This window comes from Paenibacillus tyrphae, from assembly GCF_024158745.1.
Lineage (GTDB): Bacteria > Bacillota > Bacilli > Paenibacillales > NBRC-103111 > Paenibacillus_G > Paenibacillus_G tyrfis_A.
This window is the reverse complement of record NZ_JAMZAW010000004.1, coordinates 200547-226255: the sequence shown is the minus strand read 5'-3', so window position 1 is coordinate 226255 and position 25709 is coordinate 200547. Positions and strand designations below refer to the sequence as shown.

Annotated in this window: 30 protein-coding genes and 1 riboswitch; of the genes, 29 read left to right on the top strand and 1 reads right to left on the bottom strand. The window is 55.2% G+C overall.

The genetic code is table 11. The features are described 5' to 3' along the window. Positions 1–214: 214 nt before the first annotated feature. From NI000_RS07975 to sigF, 8 genes are all read left to right on the top strand, one after another. The gene (locus tag NI000_RS07975) at positions 215–619 is read left to right on the top strand and encodes a flagellar protein (RefSeq protein WP_253409337.1); all 405 of its coding nucleotides are present in this window, start codon (positions 215–217) and stop codon (positions 617–619) included. A gap of 234 nt (positions 620–853) precedes the next feature. Continuing rightward, positions 854–1231: a hypothetical protein gene (locus NI000_RS07970; RefSeq protein ID WP_253409335.1), complete on the top strand. Its 378-nt coding sequence runs from the start codon at positions 854–856 to the stop codon at positions 1229–1231. Positions 1232–1359: 128 nt separating this feature from the next. Next, positions 1360–2691, top strand: a complete 1332-nt coding sequence (locus NI000_RS07965) for a pyrimidine-nucleoside phosphorylase (protein WP_253409333.1) — start codon at positions 1360–1362, stop codon at positions 2689–2691. Between the two features lie 121 nt (positions 2692–2812). Further along, the gene (locus NI000_RS07960; RefSeq protein WP_253409331.1) at positions 2813–3328 is read left to right on the top strand and encodes a YhcN/YlaJ family sporulation lipoprotein; all 516 of its coding nucleotides are present in this window, start codon (positions 2813–2815) and stop codon (positions 3326–3328) included. 155 nt (positions 3329–3483) lie between these two features. Further along, positions 3484–4662 (top strand): D-alanyl-D-alanine carboxypeptidase family protein, encoded by a 1179-nt coding sequence (locus tag NI000_RS07955; protein WP_253409326.1) that lies wholly within the window; start codon positions 3484–3486, stop codon positions 4660–4662. 199 nt (positions 4663–4861) lie between these two features. After that, positions 4862–5215 carry an anti-sigma F factor antagonist gene (gene spoIIAA, locus NI000_RS07950; RefSeq protein ID WP_253409621.1) on the top strand — a complete coding sequence of 118 codons (354 nt, stop codon included), beginning with the start codon at positions 4862–4864 and terminating at the stop codon, positions 5213–5215. Beyond that, positions 5212–5658: an anti-sigma F factor gene (gene spoIIAB, locus NI000_RS07945; protein WP_253409325.1), complete on the top strand. Its 447-nt coding sequence runs from the start codon at positions 5212–5214 to the stop codon at positions 5656–5658. Before spoIIAA ends, spoIIAB begins: the two co-directional genes overlap by 4 nt. Before the next feature lie 12 nt (positions 5659–5670). Then, entirely contained in the window at positions 5671–6426 is a 756-nt protein-coding gene (sigF, locus tag NI000_RS07940; RefSeq protein ID WP_025846479.1) for an RNA polymerase sporulation sigma factor SigF, read from the top strand. Between the two features lie 131 nt (positions 6427–6557). Here the strand turns inward: sigF and NI000_RS07935 are convergent, their stop codons facing one another. Further along, positions 6558–6773, bottom strand: a complete 216-nt coding sequence (locus tag NI000_RS07935) for a DUF378 domain-containing protein (protein WP_010498984.1) — start codon at positions 6771–6773, stop codon at positions 6558–6560. A gap of 182 nt (positions 6774–6955) precedes the next feature. Between NI000_RS07935 and NI000_RS07930 the strand changes: the two genes are divergently transcribed. The 21 genes from NI000_RS07930 (at position 6956) to resA (ending at position 25708) form a co-directional block, all read left to right on the top strand. Beyond that, entirely contained in the window at positions 6956–7597 is a 642-nt protein-coding gene (locus NI000_RS07930; protein ID WP_253409323.1) for a stage V sporulation protein AA, read from the top strand. Next, entirely contained in the window at positions 7594–8019 is a 426-nt protein-coding gene (locus tag NI000_RS07925) for a stage V sporulation protein AB (protein ID WP_253409321.1), read from the top strand. Before NI000_RS07930 ends, NI000_RS07925 begins: the two co-directional genes overlap by 4 nt. A 45-nt stretch (positions 8020–8064) precedes the next feature. After that, entirely contained in the window at positions 8065–9891 is a 1827-nt protein-coding gene (locus NI000_RS07920) for a spore germination protein (RefSeq protein WP_253409319.1), read from the top strand. 121 nt (positions 9892–10012) lie between these two features. Further along, entirely contained in the window at positions 10013–11347 is a 1335-nt protein-coding gene (lysA, locus tag NI000_RS07915) for a diaminopimelate decarboxylase (protein WP_253409317.1), read from the top strand. 180 nt (positions 11348–11527) lie between these two features. Further along, positions 11528–11959 carry a peptidylprolyl isomerase gene (locus NI000_RS07910; protein WP_063185852.1) on the top strand — a complete coding sequence of 144 codons (432 nt, stop codon included), beginning with the start codon at positions 11528–11530 and terminating at the stop codon, positions 11957–11959. A 355-nt stretch (positions 11960–12314) separates the two neighbouring features. Further along, positions 12315–12477, top strand: a riboswitch (FMN riboswitch). Positions 12478–12787: 310 nt separating this feature from the next. Then, a complete protein-coding gene (gene ribD, locus NI000_RS07905) occupies positions 12788–13903 on the top strand; it encodes a bifunctional diaminohydroxyphosphoribosylaminopyrimidine deaminase/5-amino-6-(5-phosphoribosylamino)uracil reductase RibD (protein ID WP_253409619.1) in 1116 nt (371 codons plus the stop codon). Positions 13904–13951: 48 nt separating this feature from the next. Beyond that, positions 13952–14626 carry a riboflavin synthase gene (gene ribE, locus NI000_RS07900; RefSeq protein ID WP_253409315.1) on the top strand — a complete coding sequence of 225 codons (675 nt, stop codon included), beginning with the start codon at positions 13952–13954 and terminating at the stop codon, positions 14624–14626. 40 nt (positions 14627–14666) lie between these two features. Then, on the top strand, positions 14667–15881 hold the full coding sequence (locus NI000_RS07895; protein WP_253409313.1) for a bifunctional 3,4-dihydroxy-2-butanone-4-phosphate synthase/GTP cyclohydrolase II: 1215 nt from the start codon (positions 14667–14669) through the stop codon (positions 15879–15881). A 37-nt stretch (positions 15882–15918) separates the two neighbouring features. Beyond that, positions 15919–16389: a 6,7-dimethyl-8-ribityllumazine synthase gene (gene ribH / locus NI000_RS07890; protein ID WP_253409311.1), complete on the top strand. Its 471-nt coding sequence runs from the start codon at positions 15919–15921 to the stop codon at positions 16387–16389. A 38-nt stretch (positions 16390–16427) separates the two neighbouring features. Then, positions 16428–17213, top strand: a complete 786-nt coding sequence (locus tag NI000_RS07885) for a segregation and condensation protein A (RefSeq protein WP_253409309.1) — start codon at positions 16428–16430, stop codon at positions 17211–17213. After that, complete coding sequence (scpB, locus tag NI000_RS07880) at positions 17182–17796, top strand: SMC-Scp complex subunit ScpB (RefSeq protein ID WP_253409307.1); 615 nt, start codon at positions 17182–17184, stop codon at positions 17794–17796. Before NI000_RS07885 ends, scpB begins: the two co-directional genes overlap by 32 nt. A gap of 122 nt (positions 17797–17918) precedes the next feature. Beyond that, positions 17919–18593, top strand: coding sequence for a DUF2953 domain-containing protein (locus NI000_RS07875; RefSeq protein WP_253409305.1), 675 nt, complete (start codon positions 17919–17921; stop codon positions 18591–18593). Positions 18594–18743: 150 nt separating this feature from the next. Next, positions 18744–19241, top strand: a complete 498-nt coding sequence (gene ytfJ, locus NI000_RS07870) for a GerW family sporulation protein (RefSeq protein WP_253409302.1) — start codon at positions 18744–18746, stop codon at positions 19239–19241. 275 nt (positions 19242–19516) lie between these two features. After that, positions 19517–20623 (top strand): HD-GYP domain-containing protein, encoded by a 1107-nt coding sequence (locus NI000_RS07865; RefSeq protein WP_253409300.1) that lies wholly within the window; start codon positions 19517–19519, stop codon positions 20621–20623. 16 nt (positions 20624–20639) lie between these two features. Then, positions 20640–21317, top strand: a complete 678-nt coding sequence (locus NI000_RS07860; protein WP_253409299.1) for an SOS response-associated peptidase — start codon at positions 20640–20642, stop codon at positions 21315–21317. 189 nt (positions 21318–21506) lie between these two features. Further along, positions 21507–22679 carry a D-alanyl-D-alanine carboxypeptidase family protein gene (locus tag NI000_RS07855; RefSeq protein ID WP_253409297.1) on the top strand — a complete coding sequence of 391 codons (1173 nt, stop codon included), beginning with the start codon at positions 21507–21509 and terminating at the stop codon, positions 22677–22679. A 19-nt stretch (positions 22680–22698) separates the two neighbouring features. Then, complete coding sequence (locus NI000_RS07850) at positions 22699–23298, top strand: nucleoside recognition domain-containing protein (RefSeq protein WP_253409296.1); 600 nt, start codon at positions 22699–22701, stop codon at positions 23296–23298. 6 nt (positions 23299–23304) lie between these two features. Then, on the top strand, positions 23305–23838 hold the full coding sequence (locus tag NI000_RS07845; protein ID WP_054977572.1) for a spore maturation protein: 534 nt from the start codon (positions 23305–23307) through the stop codon (positions 23836–23838). A 136-nt stretch (positions 23839–23974) separates the two neighbouring features. Further along, a complete protein-coding gene (locus NI000_RS07840) occupies positions 23975–24316 on the top strand; it encodes a peptidoglycan recognition protein family protein (RefSeq protein WP_054977571.1) in 342 nt (113 codons plus the stop codon). Positions 24317–24335: 19 nt separating this feature from the next. Beyond that, positions 24336–25097, top strand: coding sequence for a pseudouridine synthase (locus NI000_RS07835; RefSeq protein ID WP_253409294.1), 762 nt, complete (start codon positions 24336–24338; stop codon positions 25095–25097). 77 nt (positions 25098–25174) lie between these two features. Further along, entirely contained in the window at positions 25175–25708 is a 534-nt protein-coding gene (gene resA / locus NI000_RS07830; protein ID WP_253409292.1) for a thiol-disulfide oxidoreductase ResA, read from the top strand. Position 25709: the final 1 nt, after the last annotated feature.

Sequence of the window (25709 nt, the reverse complement as noted above, 5' to 3'; positions counted from 1 at the left end):
TGCTTCTGGTATGAATGGGTCCTTTATAGTATGACAATCCGCGATAGGGTTATTCAGGCATAATACTTTAGGGGCAGATCCCGAAAAAAGTTGGGACGTCCCTCTGTTCGGGCCGAAGCGACTGTGCTACAATTGGGCATATAGGACTACTTTCGATAATTCGTTAGAACCATCTCTGACGATACTAAGGTAGGAAAAAGAGGGGCGTGCCGCCATGACGATGCTTAAAGTAGCCAACTGCCCGAACTGTGGAAAAGTGTTTCAAAAAAATTTACGCAATCTGTGTCAGGATTGTATCGATCAGGTCCACGACGATTTTGACCGCTGCGAGGCTTATTTGCGCGGCAACCGGAAGGCAAGTACCGAAGAGCTGAGCAGAGCTACAGGGGTCTCCGTTAAACGAATCGCCGAATTCATCGTATCGAACCGGCTGCCGGTCGCCTATTATCCCGGATTGACCTACCCGTGCAACAGCTGCGGTTCCCCGATCAAACAGCACCATTTATGCAGCTCGTGCCGGATTCGGATCGTGAACGATATACATAAGATGAACCAACAGGAAGCGAAGCGGAAAGAGCGAGGTATTGGCTTTCAAATTCGCGATCGGCTCAGCCGTTGAATCCAATTGTAAATACTATGCCGCCACGGCGGAGTTTTTTTTGCGGGCAGAGGAAGTCCGCGTATTTTGGCTTAAAGGTTATCTCATGCTAAGAGGGAATTTCGTGTCGAACCGGTCTAAATTTGTTCACAAATTTTTCACGGGAATGGCATGAAAGGGCATGTGTAAAGTCGCTCGTATTTTGTACAATAAGACTATACGTCTTTACGGCCAAACAGTAAGGGGGGATTATCTATGCAAAAGTGGGCTATGTTTTCACTGTTCATCGTCGCCTGTCTCCTTGGCGCGGGCGTTTTGTTCCAGAACATCTCTGCCCGTCAAGCGGAAATGGCAAAAGAGGAATCGGCGGGTCCTTCGATTAAATTCGTAGCCTCGAACTATCAGTTCGATAAGCCGGAATACACGGCGAAAGCCGGCGAGAAGATGACCGTTTCTTTGATGAACAAGGAAGGGCTTCATGCGCTTGAGATCGTAGGCACCAGCGTTAAGCTGGATAACAACAACAAGTCGATGGAAGTCACGTTCGACAAACCGGGTACGTATGAAGTGCACTGCACGCTGCCTTGCGGTCCGGGTCATGCGGAGATGAAAACCAAGATCGTCGTTTCCTAATAGCAATATATCGTTTTAACCATGAGCCAAGGAAGTCTCGGGAGCTGTTTCCCGGGGCTTTCTTTTCTTTTTGCCTGGGAGGGAATATAATACGGGGGAGAGACTACGTGACAGGGGAGTTGGCCTGGATGAGAACGGTCGATATCATACATAGCAAGCGGGACGGCAAGGAGCTGTCCTCCGAAGAAATCGCTTTTTTGATCGAAGGCTATACGAAAGGGGAAATTCCGGATTACCAAATGTCCGCTTGGGCGATGGCGGTATATTTCAACGGCATGTCCGCGCGGGAAACGGCGGACCTAACGCTGGCGATGGCACGTTCGGGAGATCAGGTCGATCTTAGCTCCATTCCCGGCATCAAGGTCGATAAGCACAGCACGGGTGGAGTCGGAGATACGACGACGCTCATCGTAGGGCCGTTGGTAGCGGCAGCCGGTATTCCTGTGGCGAAAATGTCCGGCCGGGGCCTCGGCCATACGGGCGGGACGATCGACAAGCTGGAAGCGATTCCCGGCTTTGCCGTCGAGCGGACAACGGAGCAGTTTTTGGCGCAGGTGCGAGAGATCGGGCTTGCGGTAGTCGGTCAGACCGGCAACCTGACGCCGGCGGACAAGAAGCTGTACGGCTTGCGGGACGTGACGGCGACGGTAGAATCGATTCCTCTAATCGCCAGCTCGATCATGAGCAAAAAGATCGCTTCCGGCGCGGATGCTATTGTCCTCGATGTCAAGACCGGACGCGGCGCGTTTATGAAATCGCTTGACGATTCCATCAAGCTGGCTCAAGCGATGGTCGATATCGGGACGGAGGTCGGCCGGGATACGGTTGCGGTGATTACGAATATGGATGAGCCGCTCGGGCCTTCGATCGGCAACTCGCTTGAGGTGCTGGAGGCGATCGATACGCTCAGCGGCCGGGGACCGGCCGAGCTGACGGAGCTTTGTCTGGAGTTGGCGGCGCATATGGTGCGCCTTGGGGGCAAAGCGGACAGCGAAGCCGAAGCAAAGGAATTCGTCACCCGCCTGCTTGAAAATGGCGAGGCGCTCGCGAAGCTGAAGCAGTTCATTGCCGCGCAGGGAGGCGACGCCCGTGTTGCGGAAGATCCTTCCAGGCTTCCCCAAGCAGCCCGCCGCGTGGACGTTCCGGCGCCGGAAGAAGGCTTCGTAGCTGCGATCGATGCGGAAGCGCTAGGGATTACCGCCATGCTGCTTGGCGCGGGCCGCGCGACCAAAGAAGACAAGATCGATCTGGCGGTGGGCATCAAGCTGTTCAAGCGTGTCGGCGATCCGGTGAAGAAGGGCGAGCCGCTGGCCGAACTGTACATCAACCGTGAGGATTCGGCAGAAACGGCCGAAATGATGCAGCGGACGGCTGCCGCTTTTACAATCGCTTCGGCGCCTGCCGAAAAATTGAAGTTGATTTATGCGGTTGTCACGAAGGACGGTATTCGCCAGTTATAATAGCTGTGATCCATACATGAAAGCCCGGGATTTTCGTCCCGGGCTTCTTTGCGTGCATGCCAAACGATGGGAGTAAGCATACTAAAGGCGAACAATCATCCACAGGGAGGCTGAAACAACGATGCATCACGTGAAAGTATGGGTCCGCGCCTCGGTCGTGCTTGGCTGCGTCGCCGTCCTGGCTGCCGGCTGCACGAACAGGCAGCAGGCGCGTATGCAGCAGCAAGCTGCCCAAACCCAGCAGCAGACTCATCACGCACAGCAGGGAACGAATCAAGGGGCTCAACCGAATCAAAGCACCGCCAGAAAAATCGATATCGCGGATGCGGCCGCAGGCAAAATTGTCTCCGAGGTGCCGGAAGTACATTCGGCGAATGTGCTCGTTACTGACCGTACGGCTTATGTGGCATCCGTGCTGAAGCCCAACCAGACGCTGACGCAGGATGTCGAAAATCGCATCGCCGGGAAAGTCCGGGTGGTAAATGCGAACGTACAGCGCGTCTACGTATCCGTCAATCCGGATTTTGTCGGGCGCGTCAATACGTATATATCGGATGTGCGTGCTGGACGTCCGGTCGGCGGATTCGTGCAAGGGTTTGCGGATTTGGTCCGCCGCGTCTTCCCGACTGCGCATTAGAGCCGCATCCTCCAGTGCGAATGTCAATGCAAGCCGGGGATCAAGCCTGCTTCCCGGTTGTTTGTTTTCCTGTTTTGGAATATTTTGCTGCTGATTCGTCAACACTGAATACCAGTACCTACAATCGAGCTCCGACAGGAGGGGAGAATAGGGTTATGTTCAGCAAAGTGATCAAGTGGTCGATTTGCCTCCAGCTTCTGCTGCTGGTCGCGCTGCCGCCCGCAATGGCCGAGGAAACGAAAAGGGCGCAGCCGATTGAGCTGGCTCCGAATGCCGTATCTTCCGTTATTATCGATGCGGATTCCGGCACGGTTATTCACGACAAAAACAAAGATGCCAGGCTTCCCCCGGCCAGCATCACGAAAATTATGACGATGCTGCTTATTATGGAAGCGCTGGACCAAGGAAAAATCAAGCTGGACGAGAAGGTGCGGACAAGCGAATACGCCGCTTCCATGGGCGGCTCGCAGATTTTTCTGGAAGTCGGCGAAGAAATGACGGTACGCGATATGCTGAAAGGCATCGCCATGGCCTCCGGCAACGACGCATCGGTAGCGATGGCGGAGAAAATTGCAGGTACGGAACAAGCGTTCGTTCGGATGATGAACGAGCGTGCCGCGCAGCTGGGGATGAAAAATACCCATTTTGCCAATCCGAACGGACTGCCTGCCGAAAATCACTACTCTTCCGCCTACGATATTGCGCTGATGTCCAAAGAATTGCTTAAGCACGAAGAGATTACCCAGTATACCGGCTTGTACCAAGACTATTTGCGCAAGGAAACGCCCAAGCCGTTTTGGCTCGTCAATACGAACAAGCTCGTGCGCTTTTATTCGGGGGCGGACGGCTTGAAAACCGGCTACACGAGTGAAGCGAAGTTTTGTCTGTCGGCAACGGCGAAGCGCGACAATCTGCGCGTCGTCTCCGTGGTCATGGGCGAACCGGATACCAAAACGCGCAATGCGGAAGTCACGCGGATGTTCGATTATGCGTTCTCGCAATATACGAATCTTCCGATCTATAAGACCGGCGATTCGCTTGGCGAATTGAGAATCGGCAAAGGCGAGGTGCCGGTCGTCCCGTTGACGGCGACACATCCGTACAGCTTGCTGCTCAAAAAAGGGGAAGCGGCCGACGGAATCCGCCATGAAGTCCAACTGCGGACGGATTTGAAAGCGCCGATTGCAGCCGGGGATTCGATCGGGAAAATCGTCGTGTACAAAGGCGATCAGGTATTGACCGAATTCGCGCTGGAAGCGCCCGTGAATGTGAAAAAAGCCGGTTGGTGGACCTTGACGAAACGAACGGCGAAGCGGATGTTGTTCTTGGATTGACGAACGGCCGCAGCCTGACATACACAGCATGATCCCCGCAGATACAGCCTACGCCGCCGCGGGGATTTTGCGCTATTCCGCTGCGCTTTCTGTCGCTTTTGTTCTAGTTATAGCGCATTTCTTCTAGTTTTGTCGGGGGGCAGGAAAAGGATTCCTTCACGTAGAAATGAGTGTGCATGAACGGGAAGGAGTGAGCAGCTTGAGTCTGCAAATCGAACTCGAACATCACCGCCAAACTCTGATCGTCAGGCTTCAGGGAGAGCTGGACCATCATACAGCGGATACGGTCAAAACGCGGATGGAAGAGGCGGTCATGCGCGGAAACGTCAACCACATCATTATGAGCTTCAAGGAGCTAACCTTTATGGACAGCTCCGGCCTTGGCGTCATTCTGGGCCGCTACAAGCAGATTACGGCGCGCGGCGGCAAAATGGTCGTCTGCGACCTGAATCCTGCCGTATACCGGCTTCTTGAAATGTCCGGGCTGTTCAAAATCTTGTCGATTCAGGATAACGAAACAAAAGCGCTGCAAAGTCTGGAGGTCGCCCTATGAGTGAACGAAACTTTATGACGCTGAAGTTTGCGAGCCGCTCCGAGAACGAATCGTTCGCCCGCGTAACCGTCGCCGCTTTCGTATCGCAGCTGGACCCGACGCTGGATGAGCTGACGGATATCAAGACGGTCGTGTCCGAAGCGGTAACGAACTCCATCATTCACGGCTACGACAACCGCCCGGACGGAATTGTAACGATTACGGCCGAGCTCGAAGCGGACACGGTTTTTATTACCGTGACGGACGAAGGAGCGGGGATCGAGGATCTGGATCTGGCCAAGCAGCCGCTTTACACGTCGAAGCCGGAGCTGGAGCGGTCCGGCATGGGCTTCACGATTATGGAAAATTTCATGGATGCGATCGAAGTGACGACAACCTTAGGCACAGGCACCACGATTAGAATGAAGAAGCGAATCGAATCGAAAAAAGCTCTTTTCAATTAGGGGTCTGATCTCATGGATGTAGATTTGAAGCACGCCTCACACAGCTATTTGGACGATAGCGAAGTCAAACGATTGATCGCGCTCAGCCAGTCCGGCGACACCGTGGCCAGAGATACGCTGGTGCAATGCAATATCCGCCTGGTCTGGTCGGTAGTGCAGCGGTTTCTCAACCGGGGCTACGAGGCCGAGGACTTGTTTCAGATCGGCTGCATCGGACTGCTCAAGTCGGTGGATAAGTTTGACTTGTCGTATGATGTGAAGTTTTCAACGTATGCGGTCCCGATGATCATCGGGGAAATCCAGCGTTTTCTGCGCGACGACGGAACGCTTAAGGTCAGCCGCTCGCTCAAGGAGCTGGCTAACAAAATCCGCAAGACGAAGGACGAGCTTTCGAAACGGAACGGCCGGCTGCCGACGATCAAGGAAGTGGCGGAGGAGCTTCAAATCACGCCGGAGGAGGTCGTCTTCGCTCAAGAAGCGAACAAGCCTTTGTCCTCGATCCATGAAACCGTTTTTGAAAACGATGGCGACCCGATCACCTTGATGGACCAGATCGCGGACGAGGGCGGGGACAAGTGGTTCGACAAGCTGGCGCTCAATGAGGCGATCGGCGCGCTGAACGAGCGGGAACGCTTGATCGTATATCTCCGATATTTCCGGGATCAGACGCAGTCCGAGGTAGCCAGCAGGCTCGGAATTTCCCAGGTGCAGGTCTCGCGGCTCGAGAAAAAAATCTTGCAGTCGATCAAGGATCAGATTGCCCAATAACTAGCTGCCTAAAGAAGCTCTCCGAGGTTCCTCTTACTGGAATCGATGGGGAGCTGTTTTTCTTGCAGCCTAAAAAGAGAACGAGCGAACGCTCTCGTCCTCTTGGCGCGTTCTTGAGGACAGCCTTGCCGTTACCGGGCCCGGGCTCTGTCGTCGTCGCGGAACAGCAAGGCGATGCAGTACAGCCCTGCCAAACCGACCAAGGTATAGATAATTCGGCTTAAGCCCGAAGATACCCGATGGGCGTCGCCTCCGAACAAGGCGGCAACCAAGTCCCATTGAAACAATCCGACCAACAGCCAGTTTAAAGCCCCGATGATTACGAGCGTTAAAGCCGTTCTTCTCATATGCTCGACACCTTCCTCTAAAGAAAAGTTTGGGTGATCTTTGTTCTTGCCCTTACTGTTTGTCACGCCGCTTTCCTTTATGCTTCGGCTCCCAGTGAAATTTTTGCCAAAGTCCGGGATGTTTACCGCCATGCGTAATTATTCATACTACCGTTAAATGCATGGTAAGGGAGGATTCGGAGATGAACCGTGCTTCCGCTCCGTCCCTGTACATCCGATTGCGCAAACGGATGCGGGTCAGCCGCGGCGATCCGATTCGGCTCGGGCATATTGCCGTCTTTCTGACGGAACCCGAATACGAGGCGGAGCTGCTTGAACTGGAATTGTACCGCCCCGAAGAGCATGACGGCAGCTTGCTGCTTATCGATATGATGCTGGTCGTGAGCAAAGTCAAAGAGCGGTTTCCGTCCATGACCATCGAGCATTTCGGCGAACCGCACACGCTGGTTGAAATTTCGGGTAAAGCGCGCCCTCCCAGTAGGCTTCTCATCGTTCTCGTGTGGCTGCTGCTTTTTATCGGCTCGGGTCTGGCCATTATGAACTTTCACGCCGACGTCAGCATGGCCGAAGTCCACCGGAGCATCTATAGGCTGCTCACCGGCAAACAGACCGAGCGCCCGCTGCTGCTGCAGATTCCATATTCGTTTGGCATCGGCATCGGGATGATCGTCTTTTTCAATCACCTGTTCAAGAAAAAGTTCAACGAGGAGCCGAGCCCGTTGGAGGTGGAAATGTTCATGTACCAGGAAAACGTCAACCAGTATGTCATCGCCGAGGAATACGCCAAAATCAATCGCACGCCGGACCGGGAGCCGCCGCCTTGACCGGACTGCTGAGCGGATTTCTGCTTGCTTTTGTCGGCTTGGCCGGCGGCCTTGCGGTGGGCAGCGGCATGGTTGCTTTTCTAGTGGTGCTGGACATCATACCGAGGCTGGCGCAAATCAGCAGATCGTACCGGTCGATCCGCTTATACGAAGGCGCAGTCGTGCTCGGTGCGGTTTTTTTTACGGTGACGGATTTCTTTCAATGGAAGTTCCGGCTGTTTCCTTTGTCCGCCTCGGTGCTCGGCCTGTTAGCCGGCTGCTTTGTCGGAATGCTTGCGGCGGCGCTGACCGAGGTCATCAACGTGCTGCCGATTTTGGCCAAAAGAATCCGGATGGAAGAGTACATGATCTGGCTGCTGATGGCGATGATTTTCGGGAAAGTGCTCGGCTCGCTGATCGACTGGCTCGGGCTGGTGCAGTAATGCCGGAAGCTGCGCCGCAGCAAAATTCACTGGGAGGTGAAGGGCGTGAACAAACAAATCAAACGTGCGAAATTAATAGGCGGGAAAACGAAAAAGCTTCGCAGCTTCAAGCCGCCGGAGGAAGATAAGCTGATCGTTGACCGGGAAGGCAATATTATCGGCAGCTTGTCGGCGGACGAACCGGAGGAGCCATCCGCGAAGGACGGAAGAGAGCGCGATACCGGATCAGGTGATTCGGAAGCGGGAATGTCGCGCAAGATGCGTCAGGAGACGCAATTGACGGCGGAGGAGCGGGAGCTCAAGGAGAGCACGAAAATTTCCGAGGATTTCGACCGTCTGAAGCGGCAGTTGGAAGAGCAAGTAGGCTTGAACAAAAGCTTCGACGTCATCTTTCGCGAAATGGTGTTCGGCGGGCAAAAAACGGGGATTTTCTACTATAACGGGTTCATTAAAGATTTTGTGCTGACCGAAATTCTGGAACGGCTTTCTTATGCCGATCAGGTGCGCCGGGAAGCGGGGCACCGGGAACCGGGGGAGGAGCGCCGGAGACCTTACCGGAATTGGAGATCGGACCATGAGGAAGAGCCGTCCGATCGACAGGAGGAGGACAAGCGCCGCAATATTATCGGCTTGTTCGAAGAGGCGCTGATTCCTCACGTGCAGGTGAAGCGGGCCTGCAAGCTGAAGGAAGCGATCGATAATGTGTCGATGGGCGGCACGGCCTTTTTCTTTGAGGGTCAACACGAAGCCGTGCTGGTCGATGCCAAGAGCTTTCCTGCCCGCACGACCGAAGAGCCCGAGCTCGAACGGGTCGTGCGGGGCTCGCGCGACGGCTTTGTCGAGACGCTGCTTACCAATGTTACATTAGTACGCCGAAGAGTGCGGGACCCGCGGCTGAAGTTGGAGATTACGCAGGTCGGCAAACGGACGCAGACCGACGTTTGCATTGGTTACATTCAAGATATTTGCGACATGAAGCTGGTCGAATCGATCCGCGATAAAATCAAAAAAGTGAAAGTGGACGGGGTGCCGCTCGCCGAAAAGCAGCTGGAAGAAGCGATTGTCGGAAAAAGCTGGAATCCGTATCCGTCGGTCCGGTATTCGGAGCGTCCCGATGTGGTGGCGGCTCACCTGCTGGAAGGCCATGTCATCGTGTTTGTCGATACATCCCCTTCGGTTATGATTTTGCCGACGACGTTTTTCCACCATGTGCAGCATGCGGAAGAATACCGTCAGACGCCGATTGTGGGCACCTATCTCCGCTGGGTGCGGTTTATCGGCATCGCCGCATCGATCTTTCTGCTGCCGCTTTGGCTTCTTATCGTGACATCTCCGGGGCTTAAGCCGGCCGGGCTCGAGTTTTTGGGGCCGCAGAAGCCGGGGAAAATCCCGCTGCTCGGCCAGTTTCTAATTGCGGAGCTCGGCATCGATTTGATGCGGATGGCCGCCGTACATACGCCTTCGCCGCTCGCGATCGCCATGGGCTTGGTGGCGGCAATTTTGGTAGGAGATGTAGCCGTCAAGGCGGGATTGTTTTCAAACGAAATCATCCTCTACTTGTCGGTTGCCGCGGTCGGTACGTTTGCAACCCCCAGCTACGAGCTCAGCTTGGCGAACCGCCTTTCTCGGCTCGCGCTGCTCGTGATTGCCGCCATTTTCAAAGTGCCGGGTTTTGTCATCGGCTCCACCTTGTTGCTGCTTATGCTGGCGCTGCAGCGCTCGTACAATACCCCGTATTTGTGGCCGTTTATCCCGTTCAATATGAACGCGATGAGGCACATTTTGGTAAGGCCGCCGTTTCTGTCCATGAAAACGCGCCTAAGTCTGACGAGGCCGAAGGACAGAACCCGGCAGCCGCAGCGGCAGGAATAGTTTCACTCCTCGCACCCCTTCGAAGCCCGCTTCGGAGGGGTGTTTTGCATATTGTGTTTTGGCGCTTGTCTGTGGTACTTTAAAAGTAATGTCTTTTCATGGGGAGAAGGAGTCGAACAAGATGTATCTACACGGCACCAGCAAGATTAACGGCAGGGGACATCTGGAAATCGGCGGCTGCGACACAGTCGATTTAGCCGAGCGCTACGGAACACCGCTGTATGTTATGGACGAACAATTGATCCGCCAGCGCTGCCGCGAATTTGTGCAAGCTTTTCGCGCTACAGGCCTCCGGTTTCAGGTAGCATATGCCAGCAAAGCGTTCTGCGTTATGGCGATGTGCCGTATTGTGGAGGAAGAAGGGATGTCGTTGGACATCGTATCGGACGGTGAATTGTATACCGCACTGGAAGCCGGCTTTCCGGCCGAGCGGATTCATTTTCACGGCAATAACAAAACGCCGCAGGAGCTTGAGATGGCGGTTAACGCGAAGATCGGCTGCTTCGTCGTCGATAACTTCGTCGAGCTGCACATGCTGAATGCCATTGCGGGAGAGAAACGGCAAAAAGTCAATGTTCTGCTGCGCATCACCCCTGGGGTGGATGCTCACACGCATGAATATATATCGACAGGCCAGACCGATTCGAAGTTCGGCTTCGATCTGGCCAACGGCGCGGCCGAGCAGGCGGTCAAGGAAGCGTCGGAGCTGCCGAATATCGAGCTGCTCGGCGTTCATTCGCATATCGGATCGCAAATTTTCGAGGTCGGCGGCTTCCGGCTCGCGGTGGATAAAGTAGCCGATTTTGCAGTCCATATTCGGGAGCAGCTAGGTCTGACGTTCCCGGTTATCAATCTGGGCGGAGGCTTCGGCATCCGTTATGTCGATGGCGATTCGCCGCTGCCTGTCGCCGAGTACGTGAATTCGATCGCCGAAGCGATCCAAACGAAATTCGGCCAAAACGGCTATCCGCTGCCCGAGATCTGGACCGAGCCGGGCCGCAGTATCGTCGGAGACGCAGGGACGACGCTGTATACGATCGGCACGTACAAGGATATTCCCGGTGTGCGCAAATACGTCGCCGTCGACGGCGGGATGACGGACAATCCGCGTCCGGCGCTGTACGAAGCGCAGTATGAGGCCATGCTCGCCAATCGGGCGAGCGAAGCGGACGAAGAGGTCGTATCCATCGCGGGCAAATGCTGCGAGAGCGGCGATATGCTCATTTGGGACGTCAGCCTGCCGCAGGCGCGCACGGGCGATCTGCTCGCCGTAGCCTGCACCGGTGCGTACAATTACGCGATGTCGAGCAACTATAACCGGATTCGCCGGCCGGCCGTCGTTTTCGTGAAGGACGGCGAGGCCGATATCGTGGTCAATCGCGAATCGTTCGAGCATTTGCTCGGCAACGATGTCGTCCCCGAACGGATGCGGCAAGTGACGGCCAAAACGTTATAATCAAGCGAGAGAGAACGTCCGGTCCCTGTGGCCGGCGTTTTTTTTATTGTCGGTGTGAGCGATAGGGGCGGATGCTGATTTGTGCGAAGCCGCTTTTCATAGTAAAATAGGAAGGGTTGTCCGGGAGCATCGCGAAAGGATGCGTCCGGCAGAACAAGCAATTAAAGGAGTGTACGTCCTATGGCAAAACAGGCGATTATTAAAATGACCGACGGCAACGAGATCGTGCTCGATTTGTTCGAGAAAGACGCGCCGAATACGGTAGCGAACTTTGAAAAGCTTGCAAACGAAGGCTTCTACAACGGAGTCGTGTTTCACCGTGTCATTCCGGGCTTCGTAGCGCAAGGCGGCTGCCCGCACGGCACAGGCACCGGCGGCCCGGGCTATACGATCAACTGCGAGATCAACCCGAACAAGCATGAACGCGGAACGCTTGCCATGGCGCATGCCGGCCGAAACACCGGCGGCAGCCAATTCTACATCTGCTACCAGCCGCAGCCTCACTTGGACGGTCAGCATACCGTATTCGGGAAAGTCGTCAAAGGCATGGAGCATGTCGATGCATTCAAAGGCCGTGACAAAATGGAATCCGTTCAAATCGTGGAAGCTTAATCGGTTTCCTGTTTGCTGTGCTTGATGCGGAAAAACGCCGAATCCCCTGATGAACTACGGGGTTTCGGCGTTTTTTAATTAGTGATGTCTTGACGAACTGATTTTTGCCTACCTTGTGCTTATAGGTTTTTTTACAAGCGTCCGGTTCATTCGCTCGGTCCTCCCTTTCGTTTATTTTCCCTATTACTTTATGTTGGACATAACCGGCTAGTCCCGGCGAATGTTATAAAGCGAGCGAAAGCGGGCCTCCGGCCCCGAAAAAAGCAAAAAGACCGCGCTTGCAATTTTCACTTCGCGATGGTACTATTGCAATCAATGCTAGGTATGTTTTTCTGGTAGACCATAAGTTCATACAGCTTACCTTCGGGGCAGGGTGAAATTCCCTACCGGCGGTGATGTTTCGGCTGATTTGTTTTCGGCCGAACTCAGTCCGTGACCCGTGCAGCCAGCTTCTGGTTGCCGGTGGACTCGGTGCAATTCCGAGACCGACAGTATAGTCTGGATGGGAGAAGGGAAAGCGGAATCGACGATAGACTGTCTGCGTGCGTATGTGCGTTATTTCACATACTCAACATGCCACAGGTGTGTCTGTTCAAGCATGTCTTCTTGCCGCGTGTCTTCGGACATGGAGCAAGGTTTTTTTAGGCATGCATCGACGCGCGTTAGTGGCATGCATGGCATTGCGATCTATCGCTGCAAGGGATTCCGCCTGCGTTTGTTTACCTGAACGCGACGCTTCTCACAAGCCCCTTTTTGCTAAGCAAAAAGAGGGCTTTTTCGCATTTTCCGGCAAGCTAATCAGGGAGAAGGAGGCTGCGTCAATTGACTGTGAGGTTGCTGAACGACGAGTATTACATGAATCTGGCTTTGCAGTTGGCTGCTTCGGCGGCAGGACAGACGGGCATTAATCCGGTCGTCGGCTGCGTCATCGTCAAGGAAGGACGTATTGTCGGCATGGGCGCCCACCTGAAGCGGGGCGAAGCGCATGCCGAAGTTCACGCGCTGAACATGGCGGGAAGCGAAGCGGCGGGCGCTACGGCCTACGTGACGCTGGAGCCGTGCAGCCACTTCGGAAAGACACCGCCGTGCAGCGACCGGCTGATCCGCGAAGGCGTCAAGCGAGTCGTCGTTGCGGCGACCGACCCGAATCCGCTTGTGGCGGGCAGCGGGATCGCCCGGCTTCGGGCGAGCGGCATCGAGGTGACGGAAGGGGTGCTGGAGCGGGAGGCGAACGCTTTGAACGAAGCGTTCAATACGTTCATCGTCACCCGGCGGCCGTTCGTCACCGTCAAATCGGCCAGCACGCTAGATGGCAAAATCGCCGCAAGGACGGGCGATAGCAAGTGGATTACGGGCGAGCCCTCCCGAGCCTACGTTCATACGCTCCGCCATCGCCATCAGGCGATTATGGTCGGCATCGGCACCGTGCTGGCCGACGACCCGTCTCTGACGACCCGGCTGCCCGTGCCGGGTCTGCACCCCATCCGCGTCGTCGTCGACTCGACGCTGCGGCTGCCGCACGAGGCGAAGCTCGTGCGGGACGGGGCTACGCCAACGGTCGTGCTCACGACCGAACAGGCGCCGGCGGCGCGCCGCCGCGAGCTCGAAGCGCGCGGCGTAGAGATCGTCGACTGCGGGCCGGGCCCCGCTGTCGATCTGGACGCCGCCATGGCGCGGCTCGGCGAGCGCGAGATCGGCTCGCTGCTCGTGGAAGGCGGCGGCAAGCTGAGCGGTGCGCTGCTGGAGCGTAGGCTCGCCCACAAGCTCGTGCTCTTCCTCGCGCCGAAGATCATCGGTGGCGGCGCGCTGGCGCCGGCGAACTTCGACTTCGCCGGCTTCGGGCAAATGCGTGAGGCGATTCGGCTGGAGCACATGCAGGTCAAGACGTTCGGCGACGACTTGTGCCTGATCGGGTACCCGAAGTATGCGGAGCCGAGCGAATAGACAAGCTGTTCTGAGAAGATGGATAGCGAGAAGAAGGAGGGATATGCCGTGTTCACAGGAATTATCGAGGAAATAGGAACGTTGCGCCGCATTGCCAAGCAAGGTCAGGCGATGGTGCTGACGATCGGGGCGAAGCGGATTCTGGACGATGTGAAGCTTGGCGACAGCATTGCGGTGAACGGCGTCTGCTTGACCGTCATCGCTTATGACGAAGCGTCTTTCACCGTCGATGTCATGCCGGAGACATTCCGGCGAACGAACTTGTCCCGGCTGTCGAGCGCGTCTCCGGTCAATCTGGAGCGGGCGATGACGGCAGGCGGCCGGTTCGGCGGTCACATCGTACAGGGACACGTCGATTCGACAGGCATCATCCGGGGACGGACACCGGAAGAAAACGCCGTCGTCTTCCGCGTAGAGCCGCGCGACCCGGGTATCTTAAAATATATTATCCCGCATGGCTCGATCACGATCGACGGGATCAGCCTGACGGTCGTCGAGCTGGGAGAAACGTTGTTTACCGTATCCATCATCCCGCATACGCTCGCGGAAACGGTGCTGCAGCATAAGAAGCAAGGGGATGAAGTCAATCTCGAAGCCGATGTGCTCGGCAAATACATCGAACGGCTGCTGACCTTCCGATCGGGAGAAGGAGCCGCAGTCGCTAAAGGGACAACCACCGGGGGGCTGAGCGCAGCGTTTTTAACGGAGCATGGGTTCCTGTAATCTGGATGCCGCTCCCATCGACAATAAGGAGGAGAGAGCAATGGACGAACCGATCCGGTTTCATCCGATTGAAGAAGCGATATACGATCTGATGCTCGGCAAAGTCATTATCGTCGTGGACGACGAAGATCGCGAGAACGAAGGCGACTTCATCGCCCTGGCTGAGAAAGCGACGCCGGAGGTCATCAACTTCATGATCAAGGAAGGACGCGGCCTCGTCTGCGCCCCGATTACCGAAGAGCGGGCCCAGGAGCTGGATTTGCCGCAGATGGTATCGCGCAACACGGATTACCATGGCACGGCCTTCACGGTCTCGATCGATCACGTCGAAACGTCGACCGGCATTTCCGCATCGGAGCGTTCTCGGACCGTGCAGGCGTTGATCGATCCGCAGACGAAGCCGCAGAGCTTCCGCCGTCCGGGACATATTTTTCCGCTCACGGCCAAAAAAGGCGGTGTACTGCGCCGCGCCGGACATACGGAAGCGGCGGTCGATCTGGCGCGCATGTGCGGCGCTTACCCGGCTGCCGTCATCTGCGAAGTGATCAAGGAAGACGGCGAAATGGCCCGCGTCCCGGACCTGATGGCGATCAGCCGCAAGCATGAGCTGAAGATTATCACGATTCAGGACCTGATCCGTTACCGCAATCAGAAAGAGAAGCTGGTGCAGCGCGAGGTCGAGGTGCGGATGCCGACGGACTTTGGCGTTTTTACCGCCATCGCCTACTCGAACGATGTTGATCGCAAGGAGCATGTGGCGCTCGTCAAAGGCAAGATCGACAGCGACCGCCCGACGCTCGTGCGCGTCCACTCCGAATGCTTGACCGGCGACGTCTTCCACTCGCACCGCTGCGATTGCGGACCGCAGCTCGCGGCGGCGCTGAAGCAGATCGAAGAAGCGGGCTCTGGTGTGCTGCTGTACATGCGGCAGGAAGGACGGGGCATCGGCTTGATCAACAAGCTGAAGGCGTATAAGCTGCAGGAGCAGGGGCTCGATACCGTCGATGCGAACCTGAAGCTGGGCTTCGCCCCCGACCTCCGGGATTATGGGATCGGCGCACAAATCTTGAAGGATCTCGGCATTGGGCGCATCCGGCTCATGACCAACAACCCGCGGAAAATTCGCGGTTTGGAAGGCTACGGGCTTGAGGTGGTCGAGCGCGTGCCGCTGCAAATGGAAGAAAACGAGGACAATACGAATTACCTGCATACGAAACAGGCGAAGCTGGGGCATCTGCTTGATTTTACCATTTAAAAAAATATTTCATCAAATGAAGGGAAGTTGAAGGGACATGGCGAAAGTATACGAAGGACATCTGGTCTCGCAAGGATTAAAATACGGGATCGTGGTCGGACGGTTCAACGAATTTATTACGAACAAGCTGCTGGGCGGCGCGCTGGATGCGCTGAAGCGGCACGGCGTACAGGAAGACGAAGTCGAGATTGCCTGGGTTCCGGGCGCGTTCGAAATTCCGTTGATCGCCCAGAAAATGGCCGAGAGCGGCAAGTACGACGCCGTCATCACGCTGGGTGCGGTCATTCGCGGCTCCACTCCGCATTTCGATTACGTTTGCAATGAAGCGGCCAAAGGCGTGGCTGCCATTTCGCTCAAAACCGGCATTCCCGTTATTTTCGGCGTGCTGACGACCGACTCGATCGAGCAGGCGGTGGAGCGTGCGGGGACCAAAGCCGGTAACAAAGGCTGGGAAGCGGCTGCGAGCGCCATCGAGATGGCCAATTTGACGAAACAGCTGACAACCTGACGAAAGCTGCATGAGGATTAAGGGGGAACGAGAGGAAAGTGAAAGTCACAGTAAAACTGGAAACCTTTGAAGGCCCCCTTGATTTGCTGCTGCACTTGATCGATAAAGCGGAAGTCGATATTTACGACATTCCGATCAAAGAAATTACGGATCAATACATGGAATACTTGGACGCCATGCAGGAACTGGAGCTCGAAGTGACGAGCGAGTTCCTCGTCATGGCCGCGACGCTGCTTTCCATTAAGAGCAAGATGCTTCTGCCGAAGCCTCCCGTCGTGGACATGGAGTTCGACGATTACATGATGGACGAAGAGTACGACCCCCGCGCCGAGCTCGTAGCGAAGCTGATCGAATACCGCAAGTATAAAGCGATTGCGGATCATTTGCGGGATAAAGAGATGGAGCGCAGCCTCATTTATACGAGAGAACCCGAAGACTTGACCCCGTATGTGCCTGCGGTGCAGGAAAACCCGGTCAAAGGTCTGCATGTGGCCGATCTCGTTAACGCATTTCGCAAGGCGATGCGGCGGATGCAGAGCCGTCAGGCGATTGCCAAAATCCGCAAAGACGAAATCTCGGTGAAGGATCGCATGTACGAGGTGGTCGATACGCTCGAGAAGTGCGGGGGCAAAGTCATGTTTTCGAAGCTGCTGAGCGACGACGCGACGAAAGACGCGATTGTCGTTACATTTTTGGCGCTGCTGGAGCTGATGAAAGTCAAGAGGATCGTCTGCTTCCAGCATAAGCTTTTTGACGATATTGTGATTCAGGCAAGAGAGGAAGGAACGGCGGATGGATTTTGGGCAGATGAAATCAGTTATTGAAGGCTTGTTGTTTGTGGCGGGAGACGAGGGATTGGACGCCAAACAGCTGGCCGATGTGCTGGAGCTCAGCGCCGAGTTCGTGACCGATCTTGTGCTGGATCTGCAGGAGGACATGAAGCGTCAGGGCCGCGGGATTCAAATTGTCGAGCTGGCGGGTACGTATCAGCTTACGACCGTACCGGAGCATGCGCCGTATCTTGAGCGGCTGGCCTACTCTCCTTCGCGGACGTCACTTTCTCAGGCGGCGCTGGAGACGCTCGCGATCGTAGCGTACAAGCAGCCGATTACGCGGGTGGAGATCGAAGAGATTCGCGGGGTGAAGTCGGACCGCGCGCTTCAGACGCTGGTGGCCAAAGATCTGATTCAACAGGTAGACCGCGCGGACGCGCCGGGAAGGCCGATTCTGTACGGGACGACCAAATCGTTTCTCGATTATTTTGCGCTCAGTACGATTGAAGATCTTCCGGAGACATCGATGTTCGAAAATGACGATAATTTGGAAGAAGAGACAAGGCTGCTTTTCGAGAAGCTGGACGGCAAACAGATCACGTTCGAGGACGTAGCGGAACCGGACGGCATGTAACGTACGCATGTTTTTCCAATGCTGGGCTATACTAACTCCTGAGGAAACGAAGCAAAAGGCTTCCGGCTCAGGAGTATTTGTGCTGCCCGCAAGCGTCTCGGGCCGAAGAGGAGGAGCATCGCATGATATGGGCTTGGATCGCCGGAGCGGTCGCGGTCTTGATTTTTGCCGTGGCGCAAAGCAAGATCAAAATTTGCCTGTCTTTCGTACATATGGAACAAAATGACGAAATTCGAATCGATGTCCGCTCCTTATTCGGACTTATCCGCTACAGGTACATCGTGCCAATGCTCCGCTTCCAGGGATGGCTGGAAGGGCTCGAACTGAATTCGGAGAAGACGAATCCGAACAGGGGGGATCTTCAGCGCGACCCTAAACGTAAAATCGACTTCGATAAAATTAAAAAGGCGATCGATAACTTTCGTGTATTGCTTCACAACTGCTTTAAGTTCAACCAATGGTTCCGCCGGCTGCTCAGCCGTTTTCATTGTACCGAGCTGAACTGGAAAACATCGGCCGGTATCGGGGATGCGGCGGAGACGGCCGTTGTCGTAGGTACTTTATGGGGGCTTAAAACATCGTTTCTGGGGTATATCTTCCGGACGGTTCGGCTTGAGGCGAAGCCGGAGCTTCAAGTCATGCCGGTGTTTAATCAGAACGTGTTTATTACCGAAGGCATATGCCGCCTGCATATCCGCTTATGGCATCTTGTAGCGGCGGGACTCCAGCTACTCTTCCGGATTTTAAAAGTAAAAGGCGGACTGCGCGCCTGGAAAAAAGTGCTGCTGCGCACCTGACGAAGCTGTCGTGAACTGCATTGCGCAGAAGCGGCGGCTTTTCGGCATTTACGGACCGCCTCCGCATACCGTTTTCGGCTTTGGGTAATGCTAAAAAAGCAATCGAAAATTGTAGCGTTCAAGCCTTTTCGAAAAGGAGGATCTTCATTTATGTCTGAGCATCCGATTCAAGGACTCATGAAAACGGCCATGGAAAACATCAAAGAAATGGTCGACGTCAATACGATTGTGGGCGATCCGGTCGAAACCCCGGACGGCAGCGTCATTATGCCGATCAGCAAAGTAGGCTTCGGGTTTGCGGCCGGCGGCAGCGAGTTTGTAACCGACGAATCCTCGTCCGCTGGCTTTAGCCGCAACGATGCGCATAACGCCAATGTGGCCTTGCCGTTCGGCGGCGGCAGCGGCGGCGGGGTATCCATCACGCCGATCGCTTTTCTGGTCGTAGGCAAGCATGGCGTCAAGGTTGTGCCGCTCGATAACCAGACCCACTTGCTGGAGCGCCTGATCGATTCGGCGCCGCATGTCGTTGACCGCATTCAAACGATGATCAAGAACGGGGCGAAAGCCGGTACGGGTGCGATGACGGAAGGAACCGGCGGCGCTACTACCGTCACGAACAACATCGAAAATCAGAACTTTATTGTCTGATTTGTCGGTGTTTGGAAAGAGTTGTTTCCCTTTCCAGCAACATTCCCTTTTCACCCGACCCTTTTTTGGTCATAATAAAACCTGTAGACAAAGACATAATTGATATGAAAAAGGTTAGATCGTATCATTCGGCGAGCTGCTCTCAGGAGCAGCTTTACATATTTTTTACTGTTTTTTGATTAATTAACATGACACATATTGCTCTTTCCCAAAGGTTGGACTATAGTTATTTTGTAACCGTAGGACTGAAGACATGGGGAAAGAGGTATACGTTCATGCGGCTGTTGCCCACCAGATCGTGCGAACCGGGTATGCGCCTCGGGAAGTGCATTTATAACGAAGAAGGCGTCATTCTTTTAAATGAAGGAGTGGAATTGACGGGAGGATTACTCGGGCGTTTGGAGAGGCTCGGCATCGATTATTTATATATTGCCGATAAGGCGACAGAGGACCTTAAGATTGAGGAACCGCTTGCTGATGAAACGAGAATCAGAGCGCTAACCGAAATCCGAACTCATTTTCGCAGCTTCATGGAAAACGAAAGCCGATCCAAATTTTCTAAAAACCACGTGCTCGGACGTTCGTTCGGAAATGTCATGAAGATGATTATCGATGACTTGAACGAAAAGCAAGGCACCGCGATTATGCTGTTGAATATGAACGTTCTGAACAATTATTTGTATCAGCACTCGTTGAATGTTTGTATTTATGCAACCATGCTCGGCATGATAAGCGGCTACAACCGGGACGAGCTGATGGCGCTCGGAATGGGCGCGCTGCTGCATGATATCGGCAAGACCAAGATTAATCTGGACATCATTAAGAAGCCCGGACCGCTCACGGCGGAGGAATTCGAAGAGGTGAAGAAGCATACGGAGATCGGCTTCCGCCTGCTCAAGGACGAGCCGAATATGCCCCTGCTTTCCGCCCACTGCGCCTTTCAGCATCACGAACGGGAAAATGGCAGCGGATACCCGAGAGGGATTACGGGAAAAGATATTCACGAATATGCCAAGTGGATCGCCGTCGCCGATAGCTACGACGCGATGACGACGCACCGGCCGCACCGGCTCGCGATGCTTCCGCATCAAGCGATGGAAATGTTGTTTGCGGGCGTCGGAACACTGTACGATCAGCGTAAAGTAGCGTTGTTCCGGGATAACGTCGCCATTTATCCGCTCGGCTTGACCGTCACGCTTAGCACGGGGGAGCAGGGGGTTGTCGTTAATATTAACCCGGCGGTGCCGCAGCGTCCCGTCGTCCGGGTGCTGATCGACGCCTATGGCCAAGTGCTGGGGCAGCCTTACGAAATCGATTTGGCCGAGAAGCTGACGGTATTTATTAACCATGCGGACAATATAACTCAAGCCCGCCAAGCTTGAAAGGGGGAGCTCCGGCATGTGCGGACGCTATACCGTTACCGTAAGTTTCGAAGAGCTGGTGCTGTATTTTATGCTGGACCGTCGTCCCGCGCCATTTCAGCCGCGCTATAATGCGGCGCCGGGCCAATGGATTCCCGCGATTATCGGGGGTGCAGGCGGCGGGGCGAACCGGCTTGGCGAGCTTCGCTGGGGCCTGGTTCCCTCCTGGGCGCAGGATGACAAATCCGGCGCGCGCATGATGAATGCGCGGGCCGAAACCGCCGCCGAGAAGCCCGCCTTCCGCAGCCTGCTGAAGCGGAAGCGCTGCCTCATTCCGGCCGACGGCTTTTACGAATGGAAGCGGATCGGTTCGCAGAAGCAGCCGGTCCGTTTCGTGCTGCAGGACGGAGGACTGTTCGGCATGGCTGCCTTGTATGACACATGGGTGGCAGAGGACGGAACGAAACTGCACACTTGCACGATCCTTACGACAGCCGCGAACGAATTGGTGGCCGAGGTTCACGAGCGGATGCCCGTCATGTTGCCGCGAGAGCATGAAAGCTTGTGGCTGAACCGGACCGTGCAGGACGAAAGGGAGCTGCTTCCCGTTTTACAGCCGTATCCCGCCGAGCGGATGAGGTATTACGAGGTCGATCCGAAGGTCGGCCGTGTTTCATACAATGAGCCCGATTGCATAGAGCCAATAGCCTTGTAGCCTGTAGGGAGACACCCTCAGGCGCAAGGTTTTTTTATTTTACATCTTTTCCCATACGCTTCGGAAATTTCAGCATGTCATGGGCCGTTCATAACCTGGAGTGACAAGCATATACTTGTACAAAGACATGGAGTTGTCCGACCGATGGCAGTCGGCTTTTCCTATAGGATGGCGCGTGGGAGGATAAAGATGAGAAAAGGATGTCTGCTTTTGCTCGCATTGCTGCTGGCTTATATGGGTGCGCTTCCGCCTGCGGGGGTTAACGCCGCTCCGGGCGTATCGACCGGCGCGCAGGCTGCGGCGCTGATCGACGTCGCTTCCGGGCGTCTGCTTTACAGCTCCAGGGGAGACAAACCGATGCGCATCGCCAGCCTGACCAAAATCATGACTGCGATTGTCGCGATTGAGCATGGACGCTTGACCGACCGGGCGAAAGTAGGCAAGAACGCTTTCGGCAAAGAAGGGTCGTCCATTTTCCTGAGGCTGAACGAGGAAATGAATCTCAAGGATTTGCTGTACGGCTTGATGCTCCGTTCCGGGAATGATGCGGCGATTACGATTGCCGAGCATGTGGGCGGCAGCGTGGAAGGCTTCGCCTTCTTGATGAACGAGAAGGCGAAAGTCGTCGGGATGACGAATTCCAGCTTCAAAAATCCTTCCGGTCTGGACGAGCAAGGGCACTATTCGACTGCGAACGATATGGCCAAGCTGACCGCTTATGCGCTCAAAAACCCCGTGTTTCAGGAGATTGTGAAGACGAAAGTGAAGAAGGTGCCAAATCCGAACGAATCCTGGGATTACAGCTGGGTCAATAAAAATAAAATGCTTACGCTTTACGACGGGGCGAATGGAGTGAAAACCGGCTATACGAAGCTGGCGAAGCGTTGCCTTGTCTCTTCGGCGACCCGCGGCGGGCAGCAGCTTGCTGTCGTGACCTTGAACGATCCGGACGATTGGATCGACCACGCCCGACTGCTCGACTTCGGCTTCAAGCATTTCCCCCTGCTTTCTTTGGCCGAGAAGGGGGAGACGATTGAGGGGACCGGGCTTGTCGCCGGGGCATCGTTCCAATATCCGGCGGAGCAGGCGGAACGCGGACGGCTGGCGCGTCAGCCGATATTATACGATGCGGCTTCCGTTGAGAGTCGGCTCGGGGAAGCGGGGCGGCTGCAATTTCTGCTGGACGGTAAGCCGGTCGGCTCGATCCCGCTGTTTGCCAAGGACAGCCCCCGGCTGAAGCAGCAAGAACGGTCCGCCTATTCGTTCGCGGAAGCGGAAGAGCTTGGCGGCGGCTATTCGCGCAAATGGCTCTACATCTTGACCGAACTGACCCGGGTGCTGTTTACCGGGCAAGCGGATTAAGCGGAAGGGAGCGGCGGGCATGGTCAACTGGATATGGTTGTTTTTCATTGTTGCGGGGTTTGTCGTCGCTGCTTTTCAGGGCAAAATCGAATTGGTGACCGAGGCGGTATTTGACGGCGCGAAGAGCGGGGTGACGGTCTGCTTCGGGCTTATCAGCATTATGGTGTTCTGGCTCGGCATCATGCGGATCGCCGAGGACGCGGGTTTGCTGCAGAAGCTGGCGAAATTGCTCTCTCCGGTCGTCCGCGCGCTGTTTCCTAGCGTGCCCAAAAATCATCCGGCGCTCGGATACATTATGTCAAACATGAGCGCCAACATCCTGGGATTGGGCAATGCCGCCACACCGATGGGCATTAAAGCGATGCAGGAGCTGCAGCTCCTGAACAAGCATAAGGACATAGCGAGCCCGGCCATGTGCACGCTCCTGGCGCTCAATACGGCCAGCATTACCCTGATTCCGACAACGCTGATCGCCATTCGGATGAATTACAATTCGGCGAATCCGGCCGAAATCGTCGGTACGACGCTGCTGGCTACCTTTGTCTCGACCTTGGCGGCCATCGTGGTTGACCGGTGGTACCGCAAGCGCTCAACGCCGCCCGGACAGGGGAAAGGATGAACCCGCGTGTATAACTTGGTCAATTGGATATCGGCATGGGCCATCCCTGTCGTGATCGTCTTCATTCCTCTTTACGCCGCTTACCGGAAAGTTCCCGTCTACGAATCGTTCGTGGAAGGGGCTAAAGAAGGCTTCGATACGACGATCCGGATTATTCCGCATCTGGTCGGCATGATGGTAGCGATCAGCGTGTTTCGTGCATCCGGAGCAATGGATCTGATGATCGGCTGGCTGAAGCCGATTTGCGAGCGGCTTGGCATTCCGGGCGATATTATTCCGCTCGCCTTTTTGCGCCCGATTACCGGCGCCGGCTCGCTTGCCTTTACGACAGACTTGATCTCCGAGTTCGGCCCCGATTCGATGATCGGACGGATCGCTTCCACGATCCAAGGAAGCACGGATACGACGCTGTACGTTATCACGGTTTATTTCGGCGCCATCGGCATCCGCAAGGCCGGCTACGCCCTCAAGGTCGGTCTTATTTCCGACGCCGTCGGTTTTATCGCTTCAATTGCGATCTGTTCGTTGGTATTTGCCTGAACGCTGCCGGTAAATTGCAGGCCGCATGCGTGCGGACCAATTCCGCCCGCTCCGGCATATACGCCGGTCCACGCATCACCCCCCATCCTCTCCGCACATATACTGTGAGCAGTCCAGCCTTAACGAGGTGAACCGCATGCAGTATTACGGCATTGTCATCCACCACTCCGCCTGCTCCTCCATTAACGGAAAAGGGTATGATTATTTCATCGCAAAAAACGGCGACATCATCCCTTCTTCCGAGCAAACCGATCCGCTCTACATCCACCTGTGTCTCGAAGGGGACTTCTCCGGGCCGCGCGCCGTCCGCACTCCCGCGGAAAAAGAGCAGCTGTTTTTGATGAACAAGCTAATTCTCCGGCTGGCGGAAACGTACGGTTTTCAGCCCGACGACATTTTTCCGCATTCGATTACGTGCCCGGGCGGCGATTTTCCGTGGGCGCAACTTGTGATTTCACCCGAGGATAGGTATCATTAGCTTGAGGTGAATCCAACAGATGGACAGATTGCAAAAAGTGTTGGCCGAAGCGGGTGTGGCCTCCCGCCGCAAGTGTGAAGAATTGATTACCGCAGGACGTGTGGAAGTCAATGACAAGGTAGTAACGACCCTGGGGGTGAAGGTTGACCCTTCCCAGGATTTTATTAAAGTGGACGGCAAGCCGATCCGCCGGCAGTCCAAAGTGTATGTGATCTTTAACAAGCCGAAAGGCGTCATCACAAGCGCTCAAGATCCCGAGGGACGTAAAACGGTGACAGAGTTTTTCAAAAACATCAAGCAGCGCATTTACCCGATCGGCAGGCTGGATTACGATACGGAAGGCTTGCTGCTGCTCACCAATGACGGCGAATTCGCTCATTTGCTGACCCATCCGAAGCACCACGTGCCGCGCACCTATTTGGCCACGGTCAAAGGTGTGCCCCATGGCAGCTTGTTGGACAAGCTGAAGAACGGAATTGAGCTGGAGGACGGGATGACCGCGCCCGCCGAGGTGGAGTACCAGGACGTGCGTCTGGAAACCAACGAAGCCGTCGTGAAAATTACGATTTACGAAGGACGCAACCGGCAGGTGCGGCGGATGTTCGACGCAATTCATCATCCGGTCATCAAGCTGAAACGGATTCAATTCGGGCCGCTTCAGCTATCCGGCATCCCCCGGGGCAAGTTTCGCCACCTGACCCCGCAGGAGGTCAACGAGCTTCGCCAGGAAGCGCTTAAAGCGGGAGAAAGCAAGTCACACAAAATTCAAAAAGGCGAATAATTACAGGAACCATTTTCGATATAATGGTAGTGTGATATTTGTCAGTCAGTCAACTCTCGTTTTAAAGGTGTGAGAATATGGGAAAACATAGACGATGGGTCCAAGTTTCCATTTTTGCCGTCATTATCGTCATCGGCGCGCTCACGCTCGCGAGCAATCTGTTCGGGAGCGACAAGAAACCGACGCAAGGCTCGGAGGCGCCGGATTTTAAGCTGCTCGGTTTGGACGGCACCACCCGCAAACTGTCCGATTACCGCGGCAAAGTCGTCGTCGTCAACTTCTGGGGAACGTTCTGCGAGCCCTGCCGCAACGAGATGCCGGCGCTCGAAAGACAGCGCGCCAAGTGGGCGGATAAAAATGTCGAGATTCTCGGCCTCAATCTGGACGAGCCCAGAGTCGCGGTCGAAAACTTCGTCAGCCAATATAAGGTTACGTTCCCGATTTTGCTCGACAAGAACGAGGAAACCCGCAAGCGTTACGGCGTTTCCCAATATCCGACCACGTTCTTCGTCGACCGGGAAGGGAAGGTCGGCGTCATCCGGATCGGCGAAATGGACGAGGCATATATTGAAAAGACCATCACATCGCTATTACCGCAGAAGCAAGGGTGAG

Bases quoted from the DNA above. Each gene is read 5' to 3' on its own strand.
- NI000_RS07930 (WP_253409323.1), top strand. From the start codon at position 6,956: ATGAACCGTGCTTCCGCTCCGTCCCTGTACATCCGATTGCGCAAACGG.
- NI000_RS07865 (WP_253409300.1), top strand. From the start codon at position 19,517: ATGCGGCTGTTGCCCACCAGATCGTGCGAACCGGGTATGCGCCTCGGG.
- ribH (WP_253409311.1), top strand. From the start codon at position 15,919: ATGGCGAAAGTATACGAAGGACATCTGGTCTCGCAAGGATTAAAATAC.
- NI000_RS07840 (WP_054977571.1), top strand. From the start codon at position 23,975: ATGCAGTATTACGGCATTGTCATCCACCACTCCGCCTGCTCCTCCATT.
- scpB (WP_253409307.1), top strand. From the start codon at position 17,182: ATGGATTTTGGGCAGATGAAATCAGTTATTGAAGGCTTGTTGTTTGTG.
- NI000_RS07910 (WP_063185852.1), top strand. From the start codon at position 11,528: ATGGCAAAACAGGCGATTATTAAAATGACCGACGGCAACGAGATCGTG.
- NI000_RS07860 (WP_253409299.1), top strand. From the start codon at position 20,640: ATGTGCGGACGCTATACCGTTACCGTAAGTTTCGAAGAGCTGGTGCTG.
- NI000_RS07965 (WP_253409333.1), top strand. From the start codon at position 1,360: ATGAGAACGGTCGATATCATACATAGCAAGCGGGACGGCAAGGAGCTG.
- NI000_RS07875 (WP_253409305.1), top strand. From the start codon at position 17,919: ATGATATGGGCTTGGATCGCCGGAGCGGTCGCGGTCTTGATTTTTGCC.
- NI000_RS07935 (WP_010498984.1), bottom strand. From the start codon at position 6,773: ATGAGAAGAACGGCTTTAACGCTCGTAATCATCGGGGCTTTAAACTGG.
- NI000_RS07975 (WP_253409337.1), top strand. From the start codon at position 215: ATGACGATGCTTAAAGTAGCCAACTGCCCGAACTGTGGAAAAGTGTTT.
- resA (WP_253409292.1), top strand. From the start codon at position 25,175: ATGGGAAAACATAGACGATGGGTCCAAGTTTCCATTTTTGCCGTCATT.
- NI000_RS07955 (WP_253409326.1), top strand. From the start codon at position 3,484: ATGTTCAGCAAAGTGATCAAGTGGTCGATTTGCCTCCAGCTTCTGCTG.
- NI000_RS07855 (WP_253409297.1), top strand. From the start codon at position 21,507: ATGAGAAAAGGATGTCTGCTTTTGCTCGCATTGCTGCTGGCTTATATG.
- NI000_RS07960 (WP_253409331.1), top strand. From the start codon at position 2,813: ATGCATCACGTGAAAGTATGGGTCCGCGCCTCGGTCGTGCTTGGCTGC.
- NI000_RS07850 (WP_253409296.1), top strand. From the start codon at position 22,699: ATGGTCAACTGGATATGGTTGTTTTTCATTGTTGCGGGGTTTGTCGTC.
- sigF (WP_025846479.1), top strand. From the start codon at position 5,671: ATGGATGTAGATTTGAAGCACGCCTCACACAGCTATTTGGACGATAGC.
- ytfJ (WP_253409302.1), top strand. From the start codon at position 18,744: ATGTCTGAGCATCCGATTCAAGGACTCATGAAAACGGCCATGGAAAAC.
- lysA (WP_253409317.1), top strand. From the start codon at position 10,013: ATGTATCTACACGGCACCAGCAAGATTAACGGCAGGGGACATCTGGAA.
- NI000_RS07895 (WP_253409313.1), top strand. From the start codon at position 14,667: ATGGACGAACCGATCCGGTTTCATCCGATTGAAGAAGCGATATACGAT.
- spoIIAB (WP_253409325.1), top strand. From the start codon at position 5,212: ATGAGTGAACGAAACTTTATGACGCTGAAGTTTGCGAGCCGCTCCGAG.
- NI000_RS07970 (WP_253409335.1), top strand. From the start codon at position 854: ATGCAAAAGTGGGCTATGTTTTCACTGTTCATCGTCGCCTGTCTCCTT.
- NI000_RS07835 (WP_253409294.1), top strand. From the start codon at position 24,336: ATGGACAGATTGCAAAAAGTGTTGGCCGAAGCGGGTGTGGCCTCCCGC.